The organism is Pseudomonas allii, from assembly GCF_055380095.1.
In genome coordinates this window covers 2,877,808-2,897,942 of the sequence record NZ_AP039450.1, presented here as the reverse complement: position 1 = coordinate 2,897,942, position 20,135 = coordinate 2,877,808, and the positions used below count along the sequence as shown (strand labels likewise).

Here is a 20,135-nt window from a genome sequence, read left to right as displayed (position 1 = left end):
TTCAGCGCACCGTCGAATTGACCTCTTCGGTAAAGAACACGGTTTCGGCAACTTCATGATCAATGTTCGAGCGCAGGGCATTGATCAGAAGTTCCCGGTTAGAGGCGTAGTCCTTTAACTTCGCGTAGCCGATGTTGCGTTCGGCATAGCGTTTGAGGTGTCCACGGATAAAGTGGTAGCCAATATCACGCGCGGCTTGCGTCCTATAGTGAAAACGAGCCAACCACAATGGACGCCCCGTGGACTTTTCGCGTACCTCGAACTCCCTGATCAACGGCCGCACGGATTGCAACTCCACCACGTCCACCTTCCACGCCTTGTAAAGTTGCAGCAGCCCTTCCGACGTCGGCGAATACCTCAGGATCATACGATCACGCATTGCCGCCCCCTGCCCCATGAACCGCAGAATTTCCTCATACAACGCAGCAGGGGTATGCCTGAAGAAATCCAGCAGGTCCCGATGCCTGGGCGAAGCCGACGGCACCTGGAGTGCCCCCATCAACAGCTCGCGTTGCCGGGTCATGCGCTGGATATAGTTGAACCATTCACCTCGTGCCAGGCGCGGCGAGATCCTGTGGATGGATTCCAAGTCGGATATCAACCCGTATTGACGCTCGGCATCTCGCCACAACCGTTGCGCCTCATCGCCAATCGTCGCCAACGATTCAGCCGCGTCGACTGCGTTATCCGCCGGCTCAAGACTCATCACCTGCCTCCACACCGGCTCCTGCTCGGTCCCCAGGCGCTCGAAGGTGAAGATGTTGCGATGATCGAAGGGCTCCAGCACATCAACGTATTCGTAGGATGTGCCTTGCCCGGCAACGCTGCGTCGATTGCCGATGACAGCACCTTGCGCGCCCCCATCAATCAGCTGCTTGGGGCCGCTGGAAACCGTGGTCGAAATTGCCTCCAGCCCGGCATGTTCATACTGCCGATAGAGCTCGATCAGTTCCTCCTCCTGCGCCAACTGCAACTGCCGGACATACGCCCGATAGTTGCCCAGCGCCTGGGCATTGATATAACCCGGCAACGGACCCAGCTGGTAAGCCAGACGGACATAGGCCAACACCAATGCATCGAGTACGTCATTGGCAACCCGCAGTTGGTGATCCAGGTTGAAACGGCCTTTGCTGTAAAGCTCCCGATAGGTCAGCAGTTTCAGACTGCATAACGTAGTGACCTCCTGGAGCAGGTTCAGCGTAGCGTCCCTGATACCCGCGACTCGCCCGTCAAAACACTGCAGGGCCAGGGTTCGCAGCTGCAGCTCCTGCCACTTCATCGACATGCGCCGACCGGCCCAGGCTGCGGAGTCCAACGCGGCAACAGCGGTATCGCCCACCTTGCCGGAGCGCTTCATTTCTTCAAGCCGCAGTTCGGCGTCCTGGCAGGCCTCGATAGCGCTGCGTTGCAACGTCGCGTAATCGGGCAACCTTGCGGCAATCCGTTCCCAGGTTCGGGTATCCAGGACCATCTTGCTCAGGTTCTGTGCATCGAACCACGTAGCATGGAAGTGATCATCATGGAGCATGACCTCGCGCTTGCTCGCCAGCAGCAACGCCTGGTTGCGCCTGGCCTTGACCACGCCCGCGCGGAACCGGTTGTACAACGCACTGAACTCCCTGACCAGCATCAATCGTCGCCGCCGGGTGAGTGCCTCCATCAAGGCCGTAGAACACCACAGCGAGACAGCCGCCTTGGCCAACGCGTCCTCGATCAGCGCCGGCGTACCGGGTTCGGCACTTTTGTGGGAAAGCGCCTGCAGCGTGTCGTCATCGGGAAAGTCCAGGCCCGCAAACTGCAGGACGAGTTGGTTGTACTCCTCATCGAGGGCCTTGCGCCGCTGCTCATCACTTTTCAATTGCGCCAGCCGTTGTTTTTCCAGGTCAAGGGCTTCCTGAAAGTCATGGGGCACTGCAGGCTCAGGAGAAAACGACCATTCCCCATGGGTGTCGGACACTACCTGCGGCCCCAGGCGGTTGACCAGGTCATCGTTCACCACCCGCATCACACCCGCATGCTCTTCAACCTTGAACATATCGCCATCGATGCTCGCGTAGATGCCACTGGTGGCGCGGAACAGGCCGCGTTGCTTACCCGTGCTGATACGCTCGGCAAAAGGCAGCGGCCTGACCTTGTACAACGCCAACTCCGCCAAACGAATCACCGACAGCCGTCGGTACAAGCCGCTCCACAACTGCTCCAGGTCAGGATCCCCCCGCACCAATTCCTCGGGACCGCGTACCGTCGGCAACTGCACCGTTGGCGTTCCGATACGACTGGTCTGACCCCCTTCGGACAGATACTCCGGTGCCTCACTCCAACTCATTTCAATGCTTTGCTCCAGATCGGCGCCCTGGGCCAGGTCGAGCAAATCATCCGCTTTTGATCGCCCGGCGACTTTGGTGGAAACACGGCCGCGACTGAGCAGCAGCAGACCGATATTCAACAACAGGTCCGCCACGCTGGAGACTTTGTCTTCGGCATCCTTGTCACCGATGGAACTGAGGTCCTGCACCACCGACCACGTCAGGAAAAGCCAGCCCAGCGCCCGCCCCGCGGGACCGCCGTAAAACGTCAGCAGCAGAAGCAAGCCCACCCCGAACAGCCACTTGACCCAGTCCCAGAAGGCGTCGAGTTCGGAGGACGCCGACGGCTGCGTCACACTCAAGGTGGTCTCAACACTGCTTTCGAACAGCGCTGCCAGATAGTCCCCCTCGACTTCAATATCGGCCAACGCGGCCCCCTCGCCAGACCACAATGACTGGTTGAAGTCGACCCGCTCGAACGCCGCAAGACTCGGCGCAGTCAGGTCTGGCACCAGGTAGCGCGCCCGCGCCGACGCCGGCAACCAGGCCAACACCTGAAACTGCAACTGACCTGGGCTGGCGATGGCAGCCAGCAGCGCGTCTGCGCTGGCAAACTCGATGAACTTCACGTCGCACATCGGCCGGTAGAGGATCTGCGGGCCTTCGCCAAGGTTGCGCGGGCCGATGATGAACATGTTGCGCACTTCATCAGGCGCTTCCCCCAACGCCGGCGTGAAGGCTAAAGGACGCAACACCACCGACTCGGTTTCAGCCGTGCGCGGTTGAAAAATGGCCGCCACGTTCATATAGGCTCTACGGGAAAACGCCCGTGGGTACTTGAGGTGGTATTCGAGCGCCAGCATGGGCACTTGCAGGCGCAATTGCTCGATAAACCTCGCCTTGCGCCAGAGCAGTTCGCGCGGGTTGTCCTTGAATTTCTCTTTGATCAAGCGACCGTAGCCACCCCGGACGTCCGCACGCCCAATCAGGCTTATCGCGTCACTGGGCGTGAGCCACACCGCCGGGTGGCCGGGGGCTGTCGTGAGTGTGACCCGGCTCGGATCAAGGGCCGTCAACGCCAACCATGAGAACTCACTGAGGGTCCAGCTGCCGTGGGTGTAGAGCGGCGGCAGCTGCCACAGCAAACCGGCCTGCGCGTGCAAGTCACGCTCATCGAGTTCGATCATCACCTTGACGCGATCAGGATCGATCACCGGCCGGTCCGGATAGTCCTTGACCAATTGCGCCGACAGCGCCTGACGGGCGTAATCCAGCAGCGAGGGAACGCCTTCGTCAAATGGCCGCCAATCCGGTTGCCGAATCTGCTTGGCCAGGTCGATGGCGTAGCGGCTCATCTGCCATTGCAGGTCGACGGGAGCCTGCAACAACCAGCCGGGCAGTGCGTCATGCAGGCGCTGCATGAGCGTTGAGCCGATGGGCGCACTGTCAAAGTCAAGGGTGATCACCTCGACCGCACGCACCAATACGTCCTGCGGCTTGGGTATTGAACGCACCAGCGGCAATACCGCCTTGATGTCCGCCAACTGCTTGGCCAGGAAGGTCAGGCTGAAACTGTGAAAGATGTTTCCGGCCGGCCGGTACAAGCGCCATTGCATCGAATGGCCTGGGGTGATTTCGCTCATCAGGTTGACCAGCCAATCGCCCAGTTGCGCCAGGGAGTCGAAGCGCTGGATACCTCTGGACAGGGTGAACAGCAACACCGTGGTGCGCTCGCCGTGCTGCTTGACCAACACCAGCCCGCGCAGCATCTCCAGGTTCGTCGCCCCCTGCTCGCCCCATTGATCGATGATATAGGCTTGCCCGTCGACCGGCAGGAAGCGCGAGGCCGGCAACGAGCGGCTGACCAGGCTGATCACCATGTCCAACTGTGGCCCGGCCAGCGAAGCGTGGGTCGCCGCGTCCAACACTGCATTCCTGAGGGTCTCGGCCAGCCACAGGTAACGAATGGTCTGGTCGTCGCCCGGGCTCATCCAGTAATCCACCAGTGCTTGCTGGTAGCGCTCAAGCAACAGCGGGCCTTGCTGATTGAGCACCTTCTCGACATCCCGGATCTCTACCTTCTGGGGCAGTGTCGCGCCCTGGGCATTCTGCGCAATGAGCTGGCCCTGGTTGAAATCGACGAACTGCCCGGTCGCGCAACGCTCAATCAATGCATCGGGCAAATTCTGCGCGTCGTGGCCTTCAAGCACGAAAGTACGGTTGTCATAGCGGTACACCGGGGTGAGCAGCATCGGCCCTGTGTGGTTGATCGGCAACCAGCGATAGCGGGTGGGCAGGCTATCCTCCATCACCCGCAAGGCAACCTCCTGCAATGAAGGCCGCGTGGCAAAGTAATCGAGGATTTTGCGGGCAAGCTCAGTGGCAAGCTCGCTGCGGGCAAACGAAGACGGGGCAGTCATGGAGGGTTCCTTGCTGATAAAACGCCCCGGGGTGCGGGGCGCAAGACTCAGCGTCCATTGTTGATGTACTGCCCAGACTTATCGCTGTAACTGTCTATCGTATATTGCGGTCGGCCAGGATAAACCGCTCGATCGCCTCGGCGGCGCCATCCTCGAGGTTACTGCCAGTGACCACATTGGCTTGGCGCTTGACGGTTTCTTCCGCCTGCCCCATGGCAATCGACAACCCGGCCACCTCAAACATCGCCGGATCATTGCCGCCATCGCCGATCGCTGCGGTCTGCTCCAGTGGTATGCCAAGGTGTGCAGCCAGGGTCTTCAAGGCTTCGCCCTTGTTGGCCAACATCGCCGTCACATCCAGATAAACCGGTTGTGACCGCGACACGTGGGCCAGCCCCTGAACCTTGGGCTGCAACTGCGCTTCCAACTCGACCAGCCGCTGGGTGATATTGCTCGCGGCGACGATCTTGTCGATCCGATCCAGGTAGGGTTCGAAACTCTCCACCACCACCGGCCCGTAGCCCAGGCCATCGGCTTCGCGCCGCACCATCGGCCCGGGCGGATCGCGACGCAGCCAGTCACCGTCGGCAAACACCCACACTTCCACGTCCGGCTCGCCCGAAAACAGCGCCAGGGTGACCAGCGCCGCTTCCGCCGGCAAATGGTGGGCAACCAGAATGCTGCCATCCGGGTTGATCAACGTGCCGCCGTTGAAGCCTGCCACCGGCACATCGATACCGAACGTTTCGATCAGGTGCAGCATGGCCTTGGGCGGACGCCCGCTAGCCAGGCTGAAAGCCACCCCGGCCTCACGCAGCGCACGCACCGCGTCCACGGTGCGCTGGCTGAGGCGGTGGTCCGGGTGCAGCAAGGTGCCGTCCACGTCACTGAGGATAAAACGGATGGGATGAATCGCTGCATCACTCATCCGAGGCTGTGCCAGGTACGGCCATCACGGGCCAGCAACGCGTCGGCGGCAGCCGGGCCGTCTTCACCGGCCTTGTAGGCCTGGATGCCGTCGTCCTCCTTCCACGCATCCAGAAACGGCTGCACGGCACGCCAGCCGTTCTCGATGTTGTCGGCACGCTGGAACAAGGTCTGGTCGCCGGTCATGCAATCGTAGATCAGGGTTTCGTAACCGGTCGACGGCTGCATTTCGAAGAAATCCTTGTAGGCGAAACCCAACTGGATATTGGCCATGTCCAGGGTCGGCCCGGGCTTTTTCGCCAACAGATCGAACCACATGCCTTCATTCGGCTGAATCTGGATTTTCAGGTAGGTGGGCTTGAGTTCATCGACCTCGGTGTCACGGAACTGCGCATAGGGTGCTGGCTTGAAGCAGATCACGATTTCGGTGTCGCGCACGCTCATGCGCTTGCCGGTGCGCAGGTAGAAAGGCACACCGACCCAACGCCAATTGTCGATCATCACCTTGAGCGCAACGAAGGTCTCGGTGCTGCTGTCAGGTGCAACGTTGGCTTCTTCACGGTAGCCCGGCAGTGGCTTGCCGCCGATTTCGCCGGCGGTGTACTGCCCGCGTACCGAGTTGGCCCGCGCATCTTCCAGGGACCAGGGGCGCACCGCGCCGATCACCTTGGCCTTTTCACCGCGCACGGCGTCGGCACCAAAGGCTGCGGGCGGCTCCATGGCCACCATCGCCAGCAACTGGAACAGGTGGTTGGGCACCATGTCGCGCAGGGTGCCGGTCTTTTCGAAGAAATTGCCCCGGGTTTCAACGCCGACGGTCTCGGCGGCGGTGATTTGCACGTGGTCGATGTAATGGTTGTTCCAGAACGCTTCGAACAGCACGTTGGAGAAACGGCTGATCAGGATGTTCTGCACCGTTTCCTTGCCCAGGTAATGGTCGATGCGATAGATCTGCTTCTCGCTCATCACCTTGAGCAGGCTGGCGTTCAGCGCCTCGGCGGTGGCGAGGTCGGAGCCGAAGGGCTTCTCGATGACCACGCGCCGGAAGCTGTCGTCGGTTTCCGTCAACAGCCCGGCGCTGCCCAGGCGTTGCACCACTTCACTGAAGAAGCGCGGCGCGGTGGCCAGGTAGAACACCGCGTTACCGGTGCCGCTGTCGGCGATCTTCTGGCCGATGTCGGCGTAGGTGCTGTCGTCGAGGAAGTCGCCCTCGACGTAGCTGATGCCCTTGGCCAACTGCGCCCACAAGGCCGGGTCCAACGCGTTGTCGGCATTGCCCTTGACCTTGCTCGCCGCTTCGGTGCGGATGAAGTCTTCGAGTTTCTTGGCGAAGTCGGCATCGCTGATCGCATTGTGATCCACGCCGACAATGCGCAAGCCATCGCCCAGCAGGCCATCACGGCTGAGGTTGTACAGCGCCGGCATGAGCAGGCGCTTTACCAGGTCACCATGGGCACCAAACAGAAACAGGGTGGTGGGCGGAGCGGGTTCGGCCTTGGGTTTCTTGCCGTTGGCGGTCATTTTTTGGAAGTCTCCACGTGACCACCAAAGCCGAAGCGCATGGCAGAGAGCATTTTGTCACCGTAAGTGCTCTGCTGGCGCGAACGGAAGCGGGCGAACAGCGACGTGGACAACACCGGCACCGGCACGGCTTGTTCCATGGCGGCTTCGATGGTCCAGCGGCCTTCGCCACTGTCGGCCACGGAGCCTGAGTAGCCGTCGAGTTTCGGGTCGGTGGCCAGGGCGTCGGCGGTCAGGTCCAGCAGCCAGGACGAGACCACGCTGCCACGGCGCCAGACTTCGGCAATGTCGGCGACGTTCAGGTCGAAGCGCTGGTCTTCGGGCAGGTTTTCCGAGTTCTTGGTCTTGAGGATGTCAAAGCCTTCGGCAAACGCCTGCATCATCCCGTACTCGATGCCGTTGTGGATCATCTTCACGAAGTGCCCGGAACCGGCGGGGCCTGCGTGGATGTAACCCTGCTCGGCACGCGGGTCGGCGCTGGCGGAACGGTCCTTGGTACGCGGGATATTGCCCAGGCCCGGGGCCAGGCTCTTGAAGATAGGATCAAGGCGTTGCACGGTCTCGGCGTCGCCACCGATCATCATGCAATAGCCGCGTTCCAGACCCCAGACGCCGCCGGACGTGCCGACGTCGACATAGTGCAGGCCCTTTTCCGCCAGGGCCTTGGCCCGGCGCACGTCGTCCTTATAGTTGGTGTTGCCACCGTCGATGATTGCATCACCGTCTTCCAGCAGCGCGCTCAATTCGTGGATGGTGTCTTCGGTGGGCGCGCCCGCCGGCAACATGACCCACACGGTGCGCGGCTTTTGCAGCCCGTCAACCAGGGCCTGGAGGCCGGAAACGCCGGTGGCGCCCTCTTCGCTCAGGTCTTTTACAAAGGCTTCGTTACGGTCGTAAACAACGGTGGTATGCCCATTGAGCATCAGGCGCCGTGCAATATTCCCGCCCATGCGGCCTAGTCCGATAATCCCCAGTTGCATGTGCTGATGCTCCTAACTACTAAAAAATGTGTGACATAGTTTATAGCGCAATGCGGCTAATGAGGGTTAGTCGAGCGCGGATACCGCTAGTTTCATGGAAAAAAGTTGCCATCGTTTCAGCATCACGGCACTAAAAGTCACACGACCATCAAAAATAAAAAAGTTCCATTGCCTGCAAAAAGAATTCAGAATTGCCCTGACTGCTGCCGAGAACCTCGACTCAAGCGTTCTGGCACACCGCGACACACCGGCTATTTGCGAGGTAAGCAATGAGCACTGCACAGATGACACGTCCGCCACAGACCCTCTACGTCACTATCCGTCGCGACGAGTTGCGCGAGTTGAAAGACGAGCGCGAACAGCTGCAGCAGGAAGTCCTGCGCCTGCGTGCCCATATCATCCAGGCCCAATTGGACCAGCCCGCCGGTGCGCAACCCGCGCTCTGCTGAGCCCCGCCATCGCTTTGTAAGATAACCGCTACAAAAATCTCACAAAGTTTTCACATGCCTCTCCCGATACTCCAGCCCCCAAGGGCCACCCCATGTAAGGGTGGCCTCTGTTGCGTGCAGCCCCGCGCGTCAACTGAAAAATCAACGGGTTGGAGCGCTGGATGGCGATGTTCAAACGCAGCACCACGTCTGCGAAAGGCTTTGATTGGGCCGGCCTTGGCTGGCTGTTCCTGTTTTTCTGGTACTTCTCGGGCATTACCCAACTGCTGATCCAGTTGACTGGGACTTCCGGTTTCAGTGGTTTTCGCCAAGCCTTCTTCATGAGTGCGCTGTGGCTTGCGCCCATGCTGCTGTTCCCCCGCCGTACACGACTGCTCGCCGCCTTGATCGGCGTGGTGCTGTGGGCGTGTTCCATGGCCAGCCTGGGTTATTTCTTCATCTACCAGCAGGAATTCTCCCAAAGCGTCATCTTCATCATGTTCGAGTCGAACATCTCGGAAGCCGGCGAATACGCCACCCAGTATTTTGCCTGGTGGATCGTACTGGCATTCATCGCCCATACCGCCTTCGCGGTATTCCTGTGGACGCGGCTGCGCCCGGTCTACCTGCCTCGCGGCCAGTCGATGCTGGCGGCGGCAGCGATTGTGCTGGCGGTGGTGGGTTATCCGCTGGTCAAGCAGATCGCCACCAGCGACAACATGGAGCAGGCCATCGATCGCTTTGAAACCCGTATCGAACCGGCTGTGCCGTGGCAGATGATCGTCGCCTACCGCCGCTACACCGAGCAACTGGACAACATGCAAGGCATGCTCGACAGCGCCAGCCAGATCCCGCCCCTGACCAACCTCAAGGACACCATGGCCGGCCAACCGTCGACCCTGGTGCTGGTGATCGGCGAGTCCACCAATCGCCAGCGCATGAGCCTCTACGGCTACCCGCGCAACACCACGCCGGAGCTGGACAAACTGCGTGACCAACTGGCGGTGTTCGACAACGTCATCACCCCGCGCCCCTACACCATCGAGGCGCTGCAACAGGTGCTGACCTTCGCCGACGAAGAAAACCCGGACCTGTACCTGAAGACGCCTTCCATCGTCAGCGTGATGAAACAGGCCGGCTACAAGACCTACTGGATCACCAACCAGCAGACCATGACCAAGCGCAACACCATGCTCACGACCTTTTCCGAACAGGCCGATGAGCAGGTATACCTGAACAACAACCGCAACCAGAACGCCCGCCAATACGACGGCGATGTGCTGGCACCGTTTTCCAAGGCCCTGGCCGATCCGGCCGAGCGCAAGTTCATCGTGGTGCATTTGCTGGGTACCCACATGAGCTACCAGTACCGCTACCCGCCAACCTTCGATAAGTTCACTGACCGCCAGGGCGTGCCGGCGGGCATCAGCGACGACCAGTTGCCCACCTATAACAGCTACGACAATGCGGTGCTGTACAACGACTTCGTGGTGTCGAGCCTGATCAAGGATTACGCCAAGACCGATCCGAACGGTTTCCTGCTGTACCTCTCGGACCATGGCGAAGATGTCTTCGACTCGATTGGCCACACCACCCTGGGACGTAACGAAGGCAAGCCGACAGCGCCGATGTACACCATTCCGTTCATGGCCTACGCCTCACCGAAATGGCGCGAAACCCACGACTGGAGCTTCGCCGGTGACTTGCAACGGCCCTACTCCAGCTCGCAGTTGATTCACACCTGGGCTGATCTGGCCGGTCTTAGCTTCAATGAACTCGACCGTACAAAAAGCCTGGTGAGTGACAGCTTCACGCCGCGCCCGCAGATGATTGGCAACCCTTACGAGCGCCAACAAAAGCCGCTGATCGACTTCAGCCTGATCAAGCCGAAAAAGGCCAATCCGACCGACGTGGTGCTGCAGGAAAAACCGGCCTTGTAACAGAAAGATAACAATCATTCTCGTTTAGACCTAAAGTTCCCCCTCTCCTTTCGTCTTTGAACCAAGGCCTTTCCCAACCGGAAAGGCCGCAAAGACGACAAGGAGTCTTCCGCGATGTTTGCGCCTTTCACCCGTTCCATGACGCTCACCCTCGGCCTCTTCAGCGTGGTCGCAAGCCCCGGCCTGTTGGCTGAAACCGACCCCGAAAACAAAGCCCTCGAGCTGCGGGCCACCAACATCAACGCCGAAGGCCTGGGGGCCACCACCGAGCACACCGGGGCCTACACCACCGGCTCGATGAGCACCGCCACGCGGCTGAACCTGTCGGTCAAGGAAACCCCACAGTCGATCTCGGTGATCACTCGCCAGCAGATGGATGATTTCAATCTCAATACATTGACCGAAGTGCTACGCCAGACCACCGGGGTCAACGTCCAGCACAACGACTCCGACCGTGTGTCCTATTCCTCCCGTGGCTACGGCATCAACAACTTTCAGATTGACGGGATGCTCAACACCTTCGGCTACATGAAGTCCGATTCCGACACCATCATCTACGACCGCATCGAGGTGGTTCGCGGTGCTACCGGCTTGACCACCGGTGCGGGTGACCCCTCGGCCACGGTCAATATGGTGCGCAAGCGCCCCACCGCCCAGTGGCAGGCGAAAACCGGGGTGAGCGGTGGCAGCCATGACAACTACTACAGCTTCGTGGATGTCGGCGGCCCATTGGCGTACGACGGCAAGCTGCGCGGGCGTACAGTGCTGGCCTATCGCAACAGCCAATCGTTCCGTGACAACTACGCGCTGCAGCGGGCAGTCGGCTACGGCATCCTTGAAGGCGACCTGTCGGACGACACCGTGCTGGCGGTCGGTTTTGATTACCAAGACAAAAAGGTACAGGGCACGTCCTGGGGCACCGTGCCCTACTGGAACAGCCAGGGCGGCAAGGCTGGGCTGTCACGCTCAACCAATATGGCGGCGCACTGGAGCTCCTGGCCGCTGACCGACAAGACCACCTTTGCCAGCCTCGATCACCGCCTGAATGGCGACTGGCACTTGAAGGCGGCCTACACCCATCGCCAGAGCGACACGGACGGCAAGGTCTACTAAGGCGGCGTGGGGTTCCCTAACGACGACCGCAGCGGCATGACCGCCTGGGCCAGCCATATGCGCGGCACGTCGAGAATGGAGGCGATTGACCTGAACCTGGCTGGCAGCTATGCGCTGCTTGGCCGTGAGCATGAACTGATGATGGGTTATGGCGAGGCCACGCAGCGGGACGTCTCGCCCGTGATGCGCAGCAGCATTCCGGGCGGCTACTACAGCATCGAAGACTGGAAATACATGGGCGGGATCGGCAAGTTCGCCGACACCGTGACCGGGCTCAAGGGCGAGCACAGCAGTAAGGAGCAGAAAGCCGGCTACTTGGCTACGCGCCTGAACCTGACCGAGCGCCTGCATGCGGTGCTCGGCAGCCGTTATGGCAGTTGGGAGCTGGAAAGCTCGGCGCCTGAATACGCTGCCAATGACCAATTGCTCAGGGCCAACAAGACCCGCCAGACCCACAACGATATGTGGACGCCCTACGCCGGGCTGCTCTACGACATCACGCCGGAGTACACCGTCTACGCCAGCTACACCGACATCTTCAAGCCGCAGAGCCTCAAGGACGTCAACGAGAAGTACCTGGAGCCCGTGGTGGGCAGCAACTATGAAGTGGGGCTCAAGGGCAGCTTGCTGCAGGAGCGCTTGAACGTAGCGGCCGCCTATTTCTGGAGCAAGCAGGACAACGTCGCCGAACGGGATGACTCCGTACCGCCGAACCCGATCACAGGCGAGGAATACTACAAGTCAGGCGGCAAGGGTAACAAGGTAAGCGGCTTCGAGTTGGAGGTGGCCGGCGAGGTGCGGCCGGACTGGAATCTCACGGCTGGCTACACCTATACCCACTCGGTGAACGGCGCGGACAAACGCAACAACACCGGCCAGCCGCTGAACCTGCTGAAGGTCTCCAGTGCCTACCGGTTACCCGGTGCATGGCGCAACCTGACGGTCGGCGGCGCCGTGAATTGGCAGAGCGATATCTATGAATTCAGCAACCGGCCGACGGGGGCTCGTGATAGCGAGGGCAATCGAATCACCACTCGGGCAAAGATCACCCAGCAGGCCTACAGCGTGGTCAACCTGATGTCCCGCTATCAGTTCGATGAACATGTTACGGCGTCGCTAAACGTCAACAATCTATTTGATAAAAAGTATTACGAGCGCGTTGGTTTTTATAACGGCGTGTATTGGGGCGACCCACGCTCAATCACCTTGGCGTTGGACTGGAAGATGTAGGACCTTTTAACCAAAAGTTAACGAAATTGTTAGCTTTTGGTTTTTTAGGCGTTAATTCCTACTTAATAAACTCCCTCCACACTCGCCCCATGAATCTGATCAAGGACAGAGCGGATACCGATCACACTTACCGGAAACACTGCCATGAAACTCTCCACCCTGATGCTTGCCAGCCTGATGACCCTGACCTCCGCCGCCGCCTTTGCCGAAGGTGGCTCGGAGCGATCCAAAGCGTTCTACAAGGACTTCAACTTTGTGCAGCAACAAACCCACGGCACGGCTGAACAAACCGCGCTGGCCGATGGAAAGAACGTGAAGAAAGAAACTGCTGACAAGTCCACTGCCGAGCAACAACCGAACACTTGATGTAACCGTAATACCCTTTGCCATCCCGCTCCTTTGGCCAAGGTCAACTTGGCGCCATTTAATGGCGCCTTTTTTTGCCTGTTATTTATTAAAGCGGTTTGCTCCAGAACAACATGCGCCCATGGGCCGGATCAAATTTCGAATCATCAAAACCAAACTTGCGATACGCCGCTTGGGCCACCGCATTCCCCTCCAGCACCTCCAGGGTGATCTTGCAGCAGCCACGCTGACGGGCGATTTCCTCGACCTTTTGCAGCATTTTCTGGCTCAGCCCCAAGCCACGGAACGCATCCATCACCGCCACGTCGTGGACGTTGACCAAAGGACGGCAGGCAAACGTGGAAAACCCTTCAAAACAATTGACCAGACCCGCCGGTTCTCCGCCGACAAACGCCAGTACGCTGAACGCATGGGGCCGCTTGGCCAGTTCGCCAGGCAGTTGCTCCAGGAGGTCGGCGGGCAGGCTGTGGCCACCGCCCATCGGGTCTTCGGCGTAATGGTTGAGCACGCGGCCGATGGCGTCGGCATGCACGGGGTTGGTGTAGCTGGCTTGCAGCACCAGGATATCTGGGGTGTCCATGTCCTTCCTCAATCACGATTACAAGGGATTCGGCTCCCTGTGAGGGGCACGATTGTAAGCGTGGAGCAGGCGCCAGATGAAGGAGATTAACTACAAATACGCGCATGAATACGCGAAGGTTGCGTGGTTGAAAAAGCGCAATCGGACGATTCCTGGATTTTTTCGTACGGGCGTCAGCCGAAACGCTGCAACTGCATTTCTTGCAGGCGGCTGAGTGTCCTGCGGAATGGAAACTCCAGGTAGCCCTCGGTATAAAGTTGCTCCAGCGGCACTTGGGCCTCGATGAACAACGGCACTTTACGGTCGTAGCACTCGTCCACCAGGGCGATAAACCGACGCACGCTGTCATCGTGCACTGACAGCTCCGGCAATTCGCGATCACCGGCCACCACACGTTGCGCGCCATCCTCGGTGCCGCGGGCAATCCGGCCAGGACGTTTTTGCGCACTGAGGTTGGGGACTTCACCGAGCAGGATCGCCTTGAAGCGATCGCACAGCAGCATGAAGTCCATGGCCGCCAGCGGTTGTTCACACAGGTCGGCGTAACGACACCAGAGCACCGTGTCGCTGGACTGCACGGCGACGATGGTGCGGTGCCCCACCACGAGCGGCCCGCTGCGAGTCGGTTGACCTTGGGCCAAGCGCTGGAACACGCCCGCCAGTGCCTCGGGTTGGTTGGCCCAGTAGCGCTGAATACCCGCGCCCGGATGCAACCGGTGATCCTCTCCCCCATCCACCGCAACCACCTGCATGTGCTGCTTGATCGCCGCAATGCCCGGCAAAAATCGCTCGCGGTTGAAACCCTCGGCATACAGTTGATCAGGTGGTTGGTTGGAGGTGCAGACCATCACCACGCCTTCTTCGAACATCACCTGGAACAGCCGCCCGAGGATAATCGCGTCACCGATGTCATTGACGAACAATTCGTCGAAGCACAGCACGCGTACGGCCTGGCTCAGTTCCCGGGCCAGGGCCTGCAAGGGGTCGTGGGTGCCGGTGAGTTGGAACAGACGCTGATGCACCCACTGCATGAAGTGATGGAAGTGCTGACGCCGCGCTGGCACCTGCAGGCTTTGGTAGAACTGGTCCATCAGCCAGGTCTTGCCCCGCCCCACCGGACCCCACAGGTACACGCCAGTGATCGGTGCATGGCTGTGGTGCAGGGCTTCGTGGCAGGCTTGCAGGGCGTCCACCGCGCGGCGCTGAGCGGCGTCGGCGACGAAACCCGGTTGAGCAACGGCGTATTGGTAGGCAGCGAGGGGCGAGTCGAAAGTCATGCCCGCCAGTATGAACTACAGCGAAATATCCAGCCGCGAAATCTTGCCCTGCTCGTTCAAGCGAAAGGTGTAGCGCAGCTCCAATGGGCTGCCCGGGAAATTGCCGGACACGATATTGCTGACCAGCACCTTGCCGGTACGGTGTTGCACCTTGAGCACTTCGACCCGCGGCTGGTAACGACGCCCGGTGTCTTCCATCCAGCGCGCAATGGCGGCAGCGCCGACCTGGTGCTGGCCCTCATCGAACACATTGGCATCCTCGGCAAAACACTGGGCGATAGCCGAGGTGTCACGGGTATTGGCCGCCGCGATATAGGCCGCGATGGCCGGTGCCAACTCAGGGATAGACATGACACAGCTCCTTTCTTGGTGATTTGTAGTGCCATGCTAAGCCAGGGTTGTGTCAGTTTTTGTCAGGAGTAAACGGCCCGGATTCGTTCTGCTCCATCAACTTGCGCCAGGCCCGCAGCCAATCGCTGCGCCTCCCCGGGTAACGTTCGCCAAGCACCTCAGCACTCGCCACGCGGTCGGTGCGAAAGGTGCGATAGGCCCCGCGCAATTCACACCAGGCCACGATCACCCTCACTTCATTCAGAAAGCCCAGGGCCAGGGGCCAGATCAGGCGTTGGCTCTGGGTCTGGCTGGCGTCGGCGTAATCGATCTGCAGCTTCGCCTGGTTGCGAATGGCCTCGCGAAACACATTGAGCGGCACACGGTTTTCCGGGTAACCGAACCCTGGCGGCCCCGGCAGCAGCGTCGGGTTGCGCAAGGCTTCCTGGGCGGCGGGGTCGAGTACATCGGCGATCTTCGCCAGGGCATTGGCAGCCGCACGGCTGAGCACGTCATCGCCGCGTTGGTCCACATACCTCAAGCCGAGCACGATGGCTTCGGTTTCCTCGGCGTTCAGCATCAAGGGCGGCAGAAACAAGCCACTGCGCAACACATACCCTACCCCCGCCTCACCAAAAATCGGCGCGCCCAAGGCCGTCAATTCGGCGATATCGCGATACAGCGTGCGCTCAGACACCTCCAACTGCGCCGCCAGCACGGCAGCGGTCACCGGACGCTTCTTGCCCCGCAGGGCCTGGAGCAAAGTGAGTAGACGAGTGGTACGCGACACAGGGTTTCCCGCCAGAAAATGGAAAAGTGCAGCAGCATAGCAAAGCCCCCTGTCAGAAATCGTCAGCAGTAAAAAAGTCGCTTGACCCGATAAATTACGCATATCATATTAAATACATGTTACCAAACATGTAAGACAATCACTGCCTCTGGAGTCCTTGTATGCGCAATAAAATCTTTGGTCGCCGCAGCGGCCTGCAGGTATCTGAACTGGCCTTGGGCACCGGTAATTTCGGTACGGGCTGGGGCCATGGCGCCGAGCGCGACGAAGCCAAGGCGATCTTTGATGGTTACCTCGAAGCCGGGGGCAACTTCCTCGATACCGCCAACGGTTACCAGTTCGGCCAGGCCGAAAAGCTGCTAGGGGAATTTATCGCCTCGGAACGCGACAACCTGGTGGTGGCCACCAAGTACACCCTGCGCACCGAGCCGTCCGATGAAGGCACGATCCGGATCGGCAACAATCGCAAGAACCTGGTGCGCTCGGTAGAAGAAAGTCTAAAGCGCCTGAACACCGACCGCATCGACCTGCTCTGGGCGCATATGAGCGACAACGTCACGCCCATGGAAGAGATCCTGCGCGGCCTCGATGACCTGGTGCGCGCCGGCAAGATCCACTATGCCGGCCTGTCCAACTTCCCCGCCTGGCGCATTGCCCGCGCCGATCTGCTGGCCGACGTGCGCAGCTTCGCACCGCTCATCGGCATCCAGGTGGAATACAGCCTGGTCGAGCGCAGCGCGGACCGCGAACTGCTGCCGATGGCCGAAGCGCTGGGGCTGGGCGCCACGCTGTGGTCACCCCTGGGCGGCGGCTTCCTGACCGGCAAGTACCGCCACACCCAGGACGATAACCGCGCCAACAAACTCGGGATCCTGGTGCACGCCGAACACACTGCGCGTGAAACCGCCGTGCTCGATACGCTGCTGGCCGTTGCCGGGGAAATTGACGCCACACCGACCCACGTCGCCATCGCCTGGCTGCGGGAAAAGGCCCGGCGCTCGACCACCGCGCTGGTGCCGATCCTGGGGTCGCGCACCCGCGCACAGTTGGACAGCACCCTTGGCGCGTTGAATGTGCAACTGTCGGCTGAGCAAGTCACCCGCCTCAACACCGCCAGCGCCATCCCGCTCGGCGTGCCACACGGAATCATCGCAGAGCGCTTCCCCGTCGATAACGGCCTCGACACCCCGCGACCGCCGGTTATCTGAGGCGAAAAAAAAACGGCCTGTTCAACAGGCCGTTTTTTATTCAACGAGGTAACTCAGGCAAGGCTTTTGCTGACCACCTCAAACACATCACTCGACAACTCACCGGACGCCAGAATGCGCTCCAGCTCCGCCTTCATCAGCGCTTGACGCGCACTGTCGTATTTACGCCAGCGGGTCAGCGGCGCCAACTGGCGTGAAGCGATCTGCGGGTTGAAGCCATTCAACTGGATCACCAGGTCCGCCAGGAAGCGATAACCCGAGCCATCCGCCGCGTGGAAGTTGATCAGGTTCTGGCCGGCAAAGGCACCGATCAAGGCACGCACCTTGTTCGGGTTCTTGAGGGTAAACGCCGGGTGCTCCATCAACGCCTTGACCCGCGCCAACCCACCCGGCAACGTGCTTGCAGCCTGCACGCTGAACCACTGGTCCATGACCAGTGGGTTGTCCTTGAAGTTCTCGGCAAATACCGCCAGCGCCTTGGCCTTCTCTGCCTCGAACGGCGAATTCACCAGCACTGCCAGCGCGGTCAGGCGCTCGGTCATGTTGTCACTGGTGTCGAACTGTTCGATGGTTGCTGCCAACACGTCCGGCTTGCCACTGAGCATCAGGTACGACAGCGCGATGTTCTGCAACGCGCGGCGGGCAAAGTGCTCGGCTGCCGCCACATACGGCGTTTGTTTGGACAACTCGCGGTTGGCCTGGTAACGCAGCCACAACGCTTCGTGCAGGTTGTCCGCCAGTTGCTTGCGCGCAAACTCACGGGCGGCGTGGATGGCATCCACATCCGCCACTTCGCTGATTTCGGTCAGGTAGGCTTCACCCGGCAACGACAGCATTTCCGCGACCATCGCCTGATCCAGGCTTTCATCACTCAGCACGCTGCGCAGCGCAGTGATCAAGCGCTGATCCATCTTCAAGGCCTGGCCCTGTTGATGCTGCTCAATCAACTCCTGCAGCACCTGCACCGACAACTGCTGGCCGGCGTCCCAACGGTTGAAACCGTCACTGTCATGCTGCATCAGGAACATCAGTTGGTCGCGGCTGTACGGGAAGCTCAGCTTCACCGGCGCCGAGAACCCGCGCAGCAGCGAAGGCAACGGCTGCTCGGCGATATCAACGAAGGTGAAGGTCTGTTCAGCCTCGGTCACCGAGATCACCCGCGACGTGCCAGCAGCAGTTGCTTCACCGGCCAGGCGCAAGGCAATGCCGGCACCCTTCCCGTCCAGCAAGCCCAGTTCCACCGGAATCACGAACGGCAGTTTCTCCACCTTGTCCGGGGTTTCCGGGCAGCTCTGGCGGAAGGTCAGGCTGTAGGTTTTCGCCGCAGCGTCGTAGGACTCGCTCACCGCCAGACGCGGCGTACCGGCCTGGCTGTACCAGCGTTTGAATTGCGTCAAATCAGCGCCGTTGGCGTCTTCCATGGCCTTGATGAAGTCGTCGCAGGTCACTGCCTGGCCGTCATGGCGTTCGAAATACAGGTCGCTGCCTTTGCGGAAGCCTTCGGCACCGAGCAAGGTGTGGATCATGCCGACCACTTCCGAGCCCTTTTCGTACACGGTCAGGGTGTAGAAGTTGGAGATCTCGATAAAGCTGTCCGGACGCACCGCGTGGGCCATCGGACCGGCGTCTTCGGCGAACTGATGGGTACGCAGGTACGCCACGTCCTGGATGCGCTTGACAGTGGCCGAGTTCATGTCGGCGGAGAATTGCGAGTCACGGTAAACGGTGAAACCTTCCTTGAGCGACAGCTGGAACCAGTCGCGGCAGGTCACGCGGTTGCCCGACCAGTTGTGGAAGTATTCGTGGGCGACAATCGCCTCGACCCGCTGGTGCGCGGCGTCGGTGGCGGTTTCGGCGCGGGCCAGCACGGCGCTGGAGTTGAAGATGTTGAGGCCCTTGTTTTCCATGGCGCCCATGTTGAAGTCGTTCACCGCGACGATCATGAAGATGTCGAGGTCGTACTCGCGGCCATAGGTTTCCTCGTCCCAGCGCATGGATTTTTTCAGGCTGGTCATGGCGTGCTGGCACTTGTCGATGTTTTCCGGTTCGACGTAGATGCGCAGTGCCACGGTGCGGTCGGTCATGGTGGTGAAGGTATCTTCGACACACCACAGGTCGCCGGCCACCAGGGCGAACAGGTACGCCGGTTTCTTGAACGGGTCTTCCCAGGTTGCCCAGTGACGACCATCTTCACCGGGGCCGCTGGCGATCGGGTTGCCGTTGGACAGCAGGATCGGGTAGCGATGTTGCTCGGCGATCACCGTGGTGGTGAAGGTGCTCATCACGTCCGGGCGGTCGAGGTAATAGGTGATCTTGCGAAAGCCCTCAGCCTCGCACTGGGTGCAGAACATGCTGCCGGACTTGTACAGGCCTTCCAGGGCGATATTGGTTTCCGGGTGGATCTTTACCGTGGTGTCCAGGGTAAACGTCGCGCTGTTCGGATGCACCGTCAGGTGGCTGTCGGTCAGTTCGTAGTCATCGGCGGTCAGTGCCTGATCGGCCAGGTTTACGCTCAGCAGCTCCAGCTGCTGGCCGTCCAGCACCAACGGCGGCAAACCTGCGCCGCGCTCAGGGTTGCGGCGCATCACCAGTTGCGCGTGGACCAGGCTGTGGTCCTCGAACAACTCGAAGGTCAGGTGGGTCTCTTCGATCAGGTAGTCCGGCGCCTGATAGTCCTTGAGGTAAATCATCTTCGGTTGTTCGGTGCGCATGGGTGGCA

The 20,135-nt window shown here is 60.3% G+C and carries 13 protein-coding genes and 1 pseudogene; 5 read left to right on the top strand and 9 right to left on the bottom strand.

Features of this window, described 5'->3' with window-relative positions:
• Position 1 precedes the first annotated feature (1 nt).
• The 4 genes from ACZ445_RS13005 to gnd all read right to left on the bottom strand — a co-directional run bounded on the left by ACZ445_RS13005 (position 2) and on the right by gnd (position 8,154).
• Positions 2 to 4,726, bottom strand: a complete 4,725-nt coding sequence (locus ACZ445_RS13005) for a dermonecrotic toxin domain-containing protein (RefSeq protein WP_464708414.1) — start codon at positions 4,724 to 4,726, stop codon at positions 2 to 4.
• Between the two features lie 94 nt (positions 4,727 to 4,820).
• The gene (locus ACZ445_RS13000; RefSeq protein WP_179029252.1) at positions 4,821 to 5,654 is read right to left on the bottom strand and encodes an HAD family hydrolase; all 834 of its coding nucleotides are present in this window, start codon (positions 5,652 to 5,654) and stop codon (positions 4,821 to 4,823) included.
• Positions 5,651 to 7,174 (bottom strand): glucose-6-phosphate dehydrogenase, encoded by a 1,524-nt coding sequence (zwf, locus tag ACZ445_RS12995; RefSeq protein ID WP_179029251.1) that lies wholly within the window; start codon positions 7,172 to 7,174, stop codon positions 5,651 to 5,653. The genes ACZ445_RS13000 and zwf overlap by 4 nt, the downstream gene beginning before the upstream one ends.
• The gene (gene gnd / locus ACZ445_RS12990) at positions 7,171 to 8,154 is read right to left on the bottom strand and encodes a phosphogluconate dehydrogenase (NAD(+)-dependent, decarboxylating) (RefSeq protein ID WP_058424889.1); all 984 of its coding nucleotides are present in this window, start codon (positions 8,152 to 8,154) and stop codon (positions 7,171 to 7,173) included. Before gnd ends, zwf begins: the two co-directional genes overlap by 4 nt.
• 269 nt (positions 8,155 to 8,423) lie before the next feature.
• Between gnd and ACZ445_RS12985 the strand changes: the two genes are divergently transcribed.
• The 4 genes and pseudogenes from ACZ445_RS12985 to ACZ445_RS12970 all read left to right on the top strand — a co-directional run bounded on the left by ACZ445_RS12985 (position 8,424) and on the right by ACZ445_RS12970 (position 13,231).
• Entirely contained in the window at positions 8,424 to 8,603 is a 180-nt protein-coding gene (locus tag ACZ445_RS12985; RefSeq protein WP_259641660.1) for a DUF6026 family protein, read from the top strand.
• A gap of 161 nt (positions 8,604 to 8,764) precedes the next feature.
• Complete coding sequence (locus ACZ445_RS12980; protein ID WP_058424890.1) at positions 8,765 to 10,522, top strand: phosphoethanolamine transferase CptA; 1,758 nt, start codon at positions 8,765 to 8,767, stop codon at positions 10,520 to 10,522.
• Between the two features lie 114 nt (positions 10,523 to 10,636).
• Positions 10,637 to 12,865, top strand: a pseudogene (locus tag ACZ445_RS12975) (TonB-dependent siderophore receptor).
• 144 nt (positions 12,866 to 13,009) lie between these two features.
• Complete coding sequence (locus ACZ445_RS12970) at positions 13,010 to 13,231, top strand: hypothetical protein (protein WP_058424892.1); 222 nt, start codon at positions 13,010 to 13,012, stop codon at positions 13,229 to 13,231.
• An 88-nt stretch (positions 13,232 to 13,319) separates the two neighbouring features.
• Here ACZ445_RS12970 and ACZ445_RS12965 read toward each other — a convergent pair whose 3' ends face one another.
• From ACZ445_RS12965 to ACZ445_RS12950, 4 genes are all read right to left on the bottom strand, one after another.
• Positions 13,320 to 13,811, bottom strand: coding sequence for a GNAT family N-acetyltransferase (locus ACZ445_RS12965; RefSeq protein WP_058424893.1), 492 nt, complete (start codon positions 13,809 to 13,811; stop codon positions 13,320 to 13,322).
• A 173-nt stretch (positions 13,812 to 13,984) separates the two neighbouring features.
• Positions 13,985 to 15,088, bottom strand: a complete 1,104-nt coding sequence (gene zapE / locus ACZ445_RS12960; RefSeq protein WP_058424894.1) for a cell division protein ZapE — start codon at positions 15,086 to 15,088, stop codon at positions 13,985 to 13,987.
• A 15-nt stretch (positions 15,089 to 15,103) separates the two neighbouring features.
• A complete protein-coding gene (locus tag ACZ445_RS12955; protein WP_058424895.1) occupies positions 15,104 to 15,439 on the bottom strand; it encodes a nuclear transport factor 2 family protein in 336 nt (111 codons plus the stop codon).
• Between the two features lie 52 nt (positions 15,440 to 15,491).
• Positions 15,492 to 16,208, bottom strand: a complete 717-nt coding sequence (locus tag ACZ445_RS12950) for a helix-turn-helix transcriptional regulator (RefSeq protein ID WP_058424896.1) — start codon at positions 16,206 to 16,208, stop codon at positions 15,492 to 15,494.
• 161 nt (positions 16,209 to 16,369) lie between these two features.
• Between ACZ445_RS12950 and ACZ445_RS12945 the strand changes: the two genes are divergently transcribed.
• Positions 16,370 to 17,416: an aldo/keto reductase gene (locus ACZ445_RS12945; protein ID WP_058424897.1), complete on the top strand. Its 1,047-nt coding sequence runs from the start codon at positions 16,370 to 16,372 to the stop codon at positions 17,414 to 17,416.
• Between the two features lie 53 nt (positions 17,417 to 17,469).
• Here ACZ445_RS12945 and pepN read toward each other — a convergent pair whose 3' ends face one another.
• Positions 17,470 to 20,127: an aminopeptidase N gene (pepN, locus tag ACZ445_RS12940; protein WP_464708412.1), complete on the bottom strand. Its 2,658-nt coding sequence runs from the start codon at positions 20,125 to 20,127 to the stop codon at positions 17,470 to 17,472.
• Between the last annotated feature and the right edge of the window lie 8 nt (positions 20,128 to 20,135).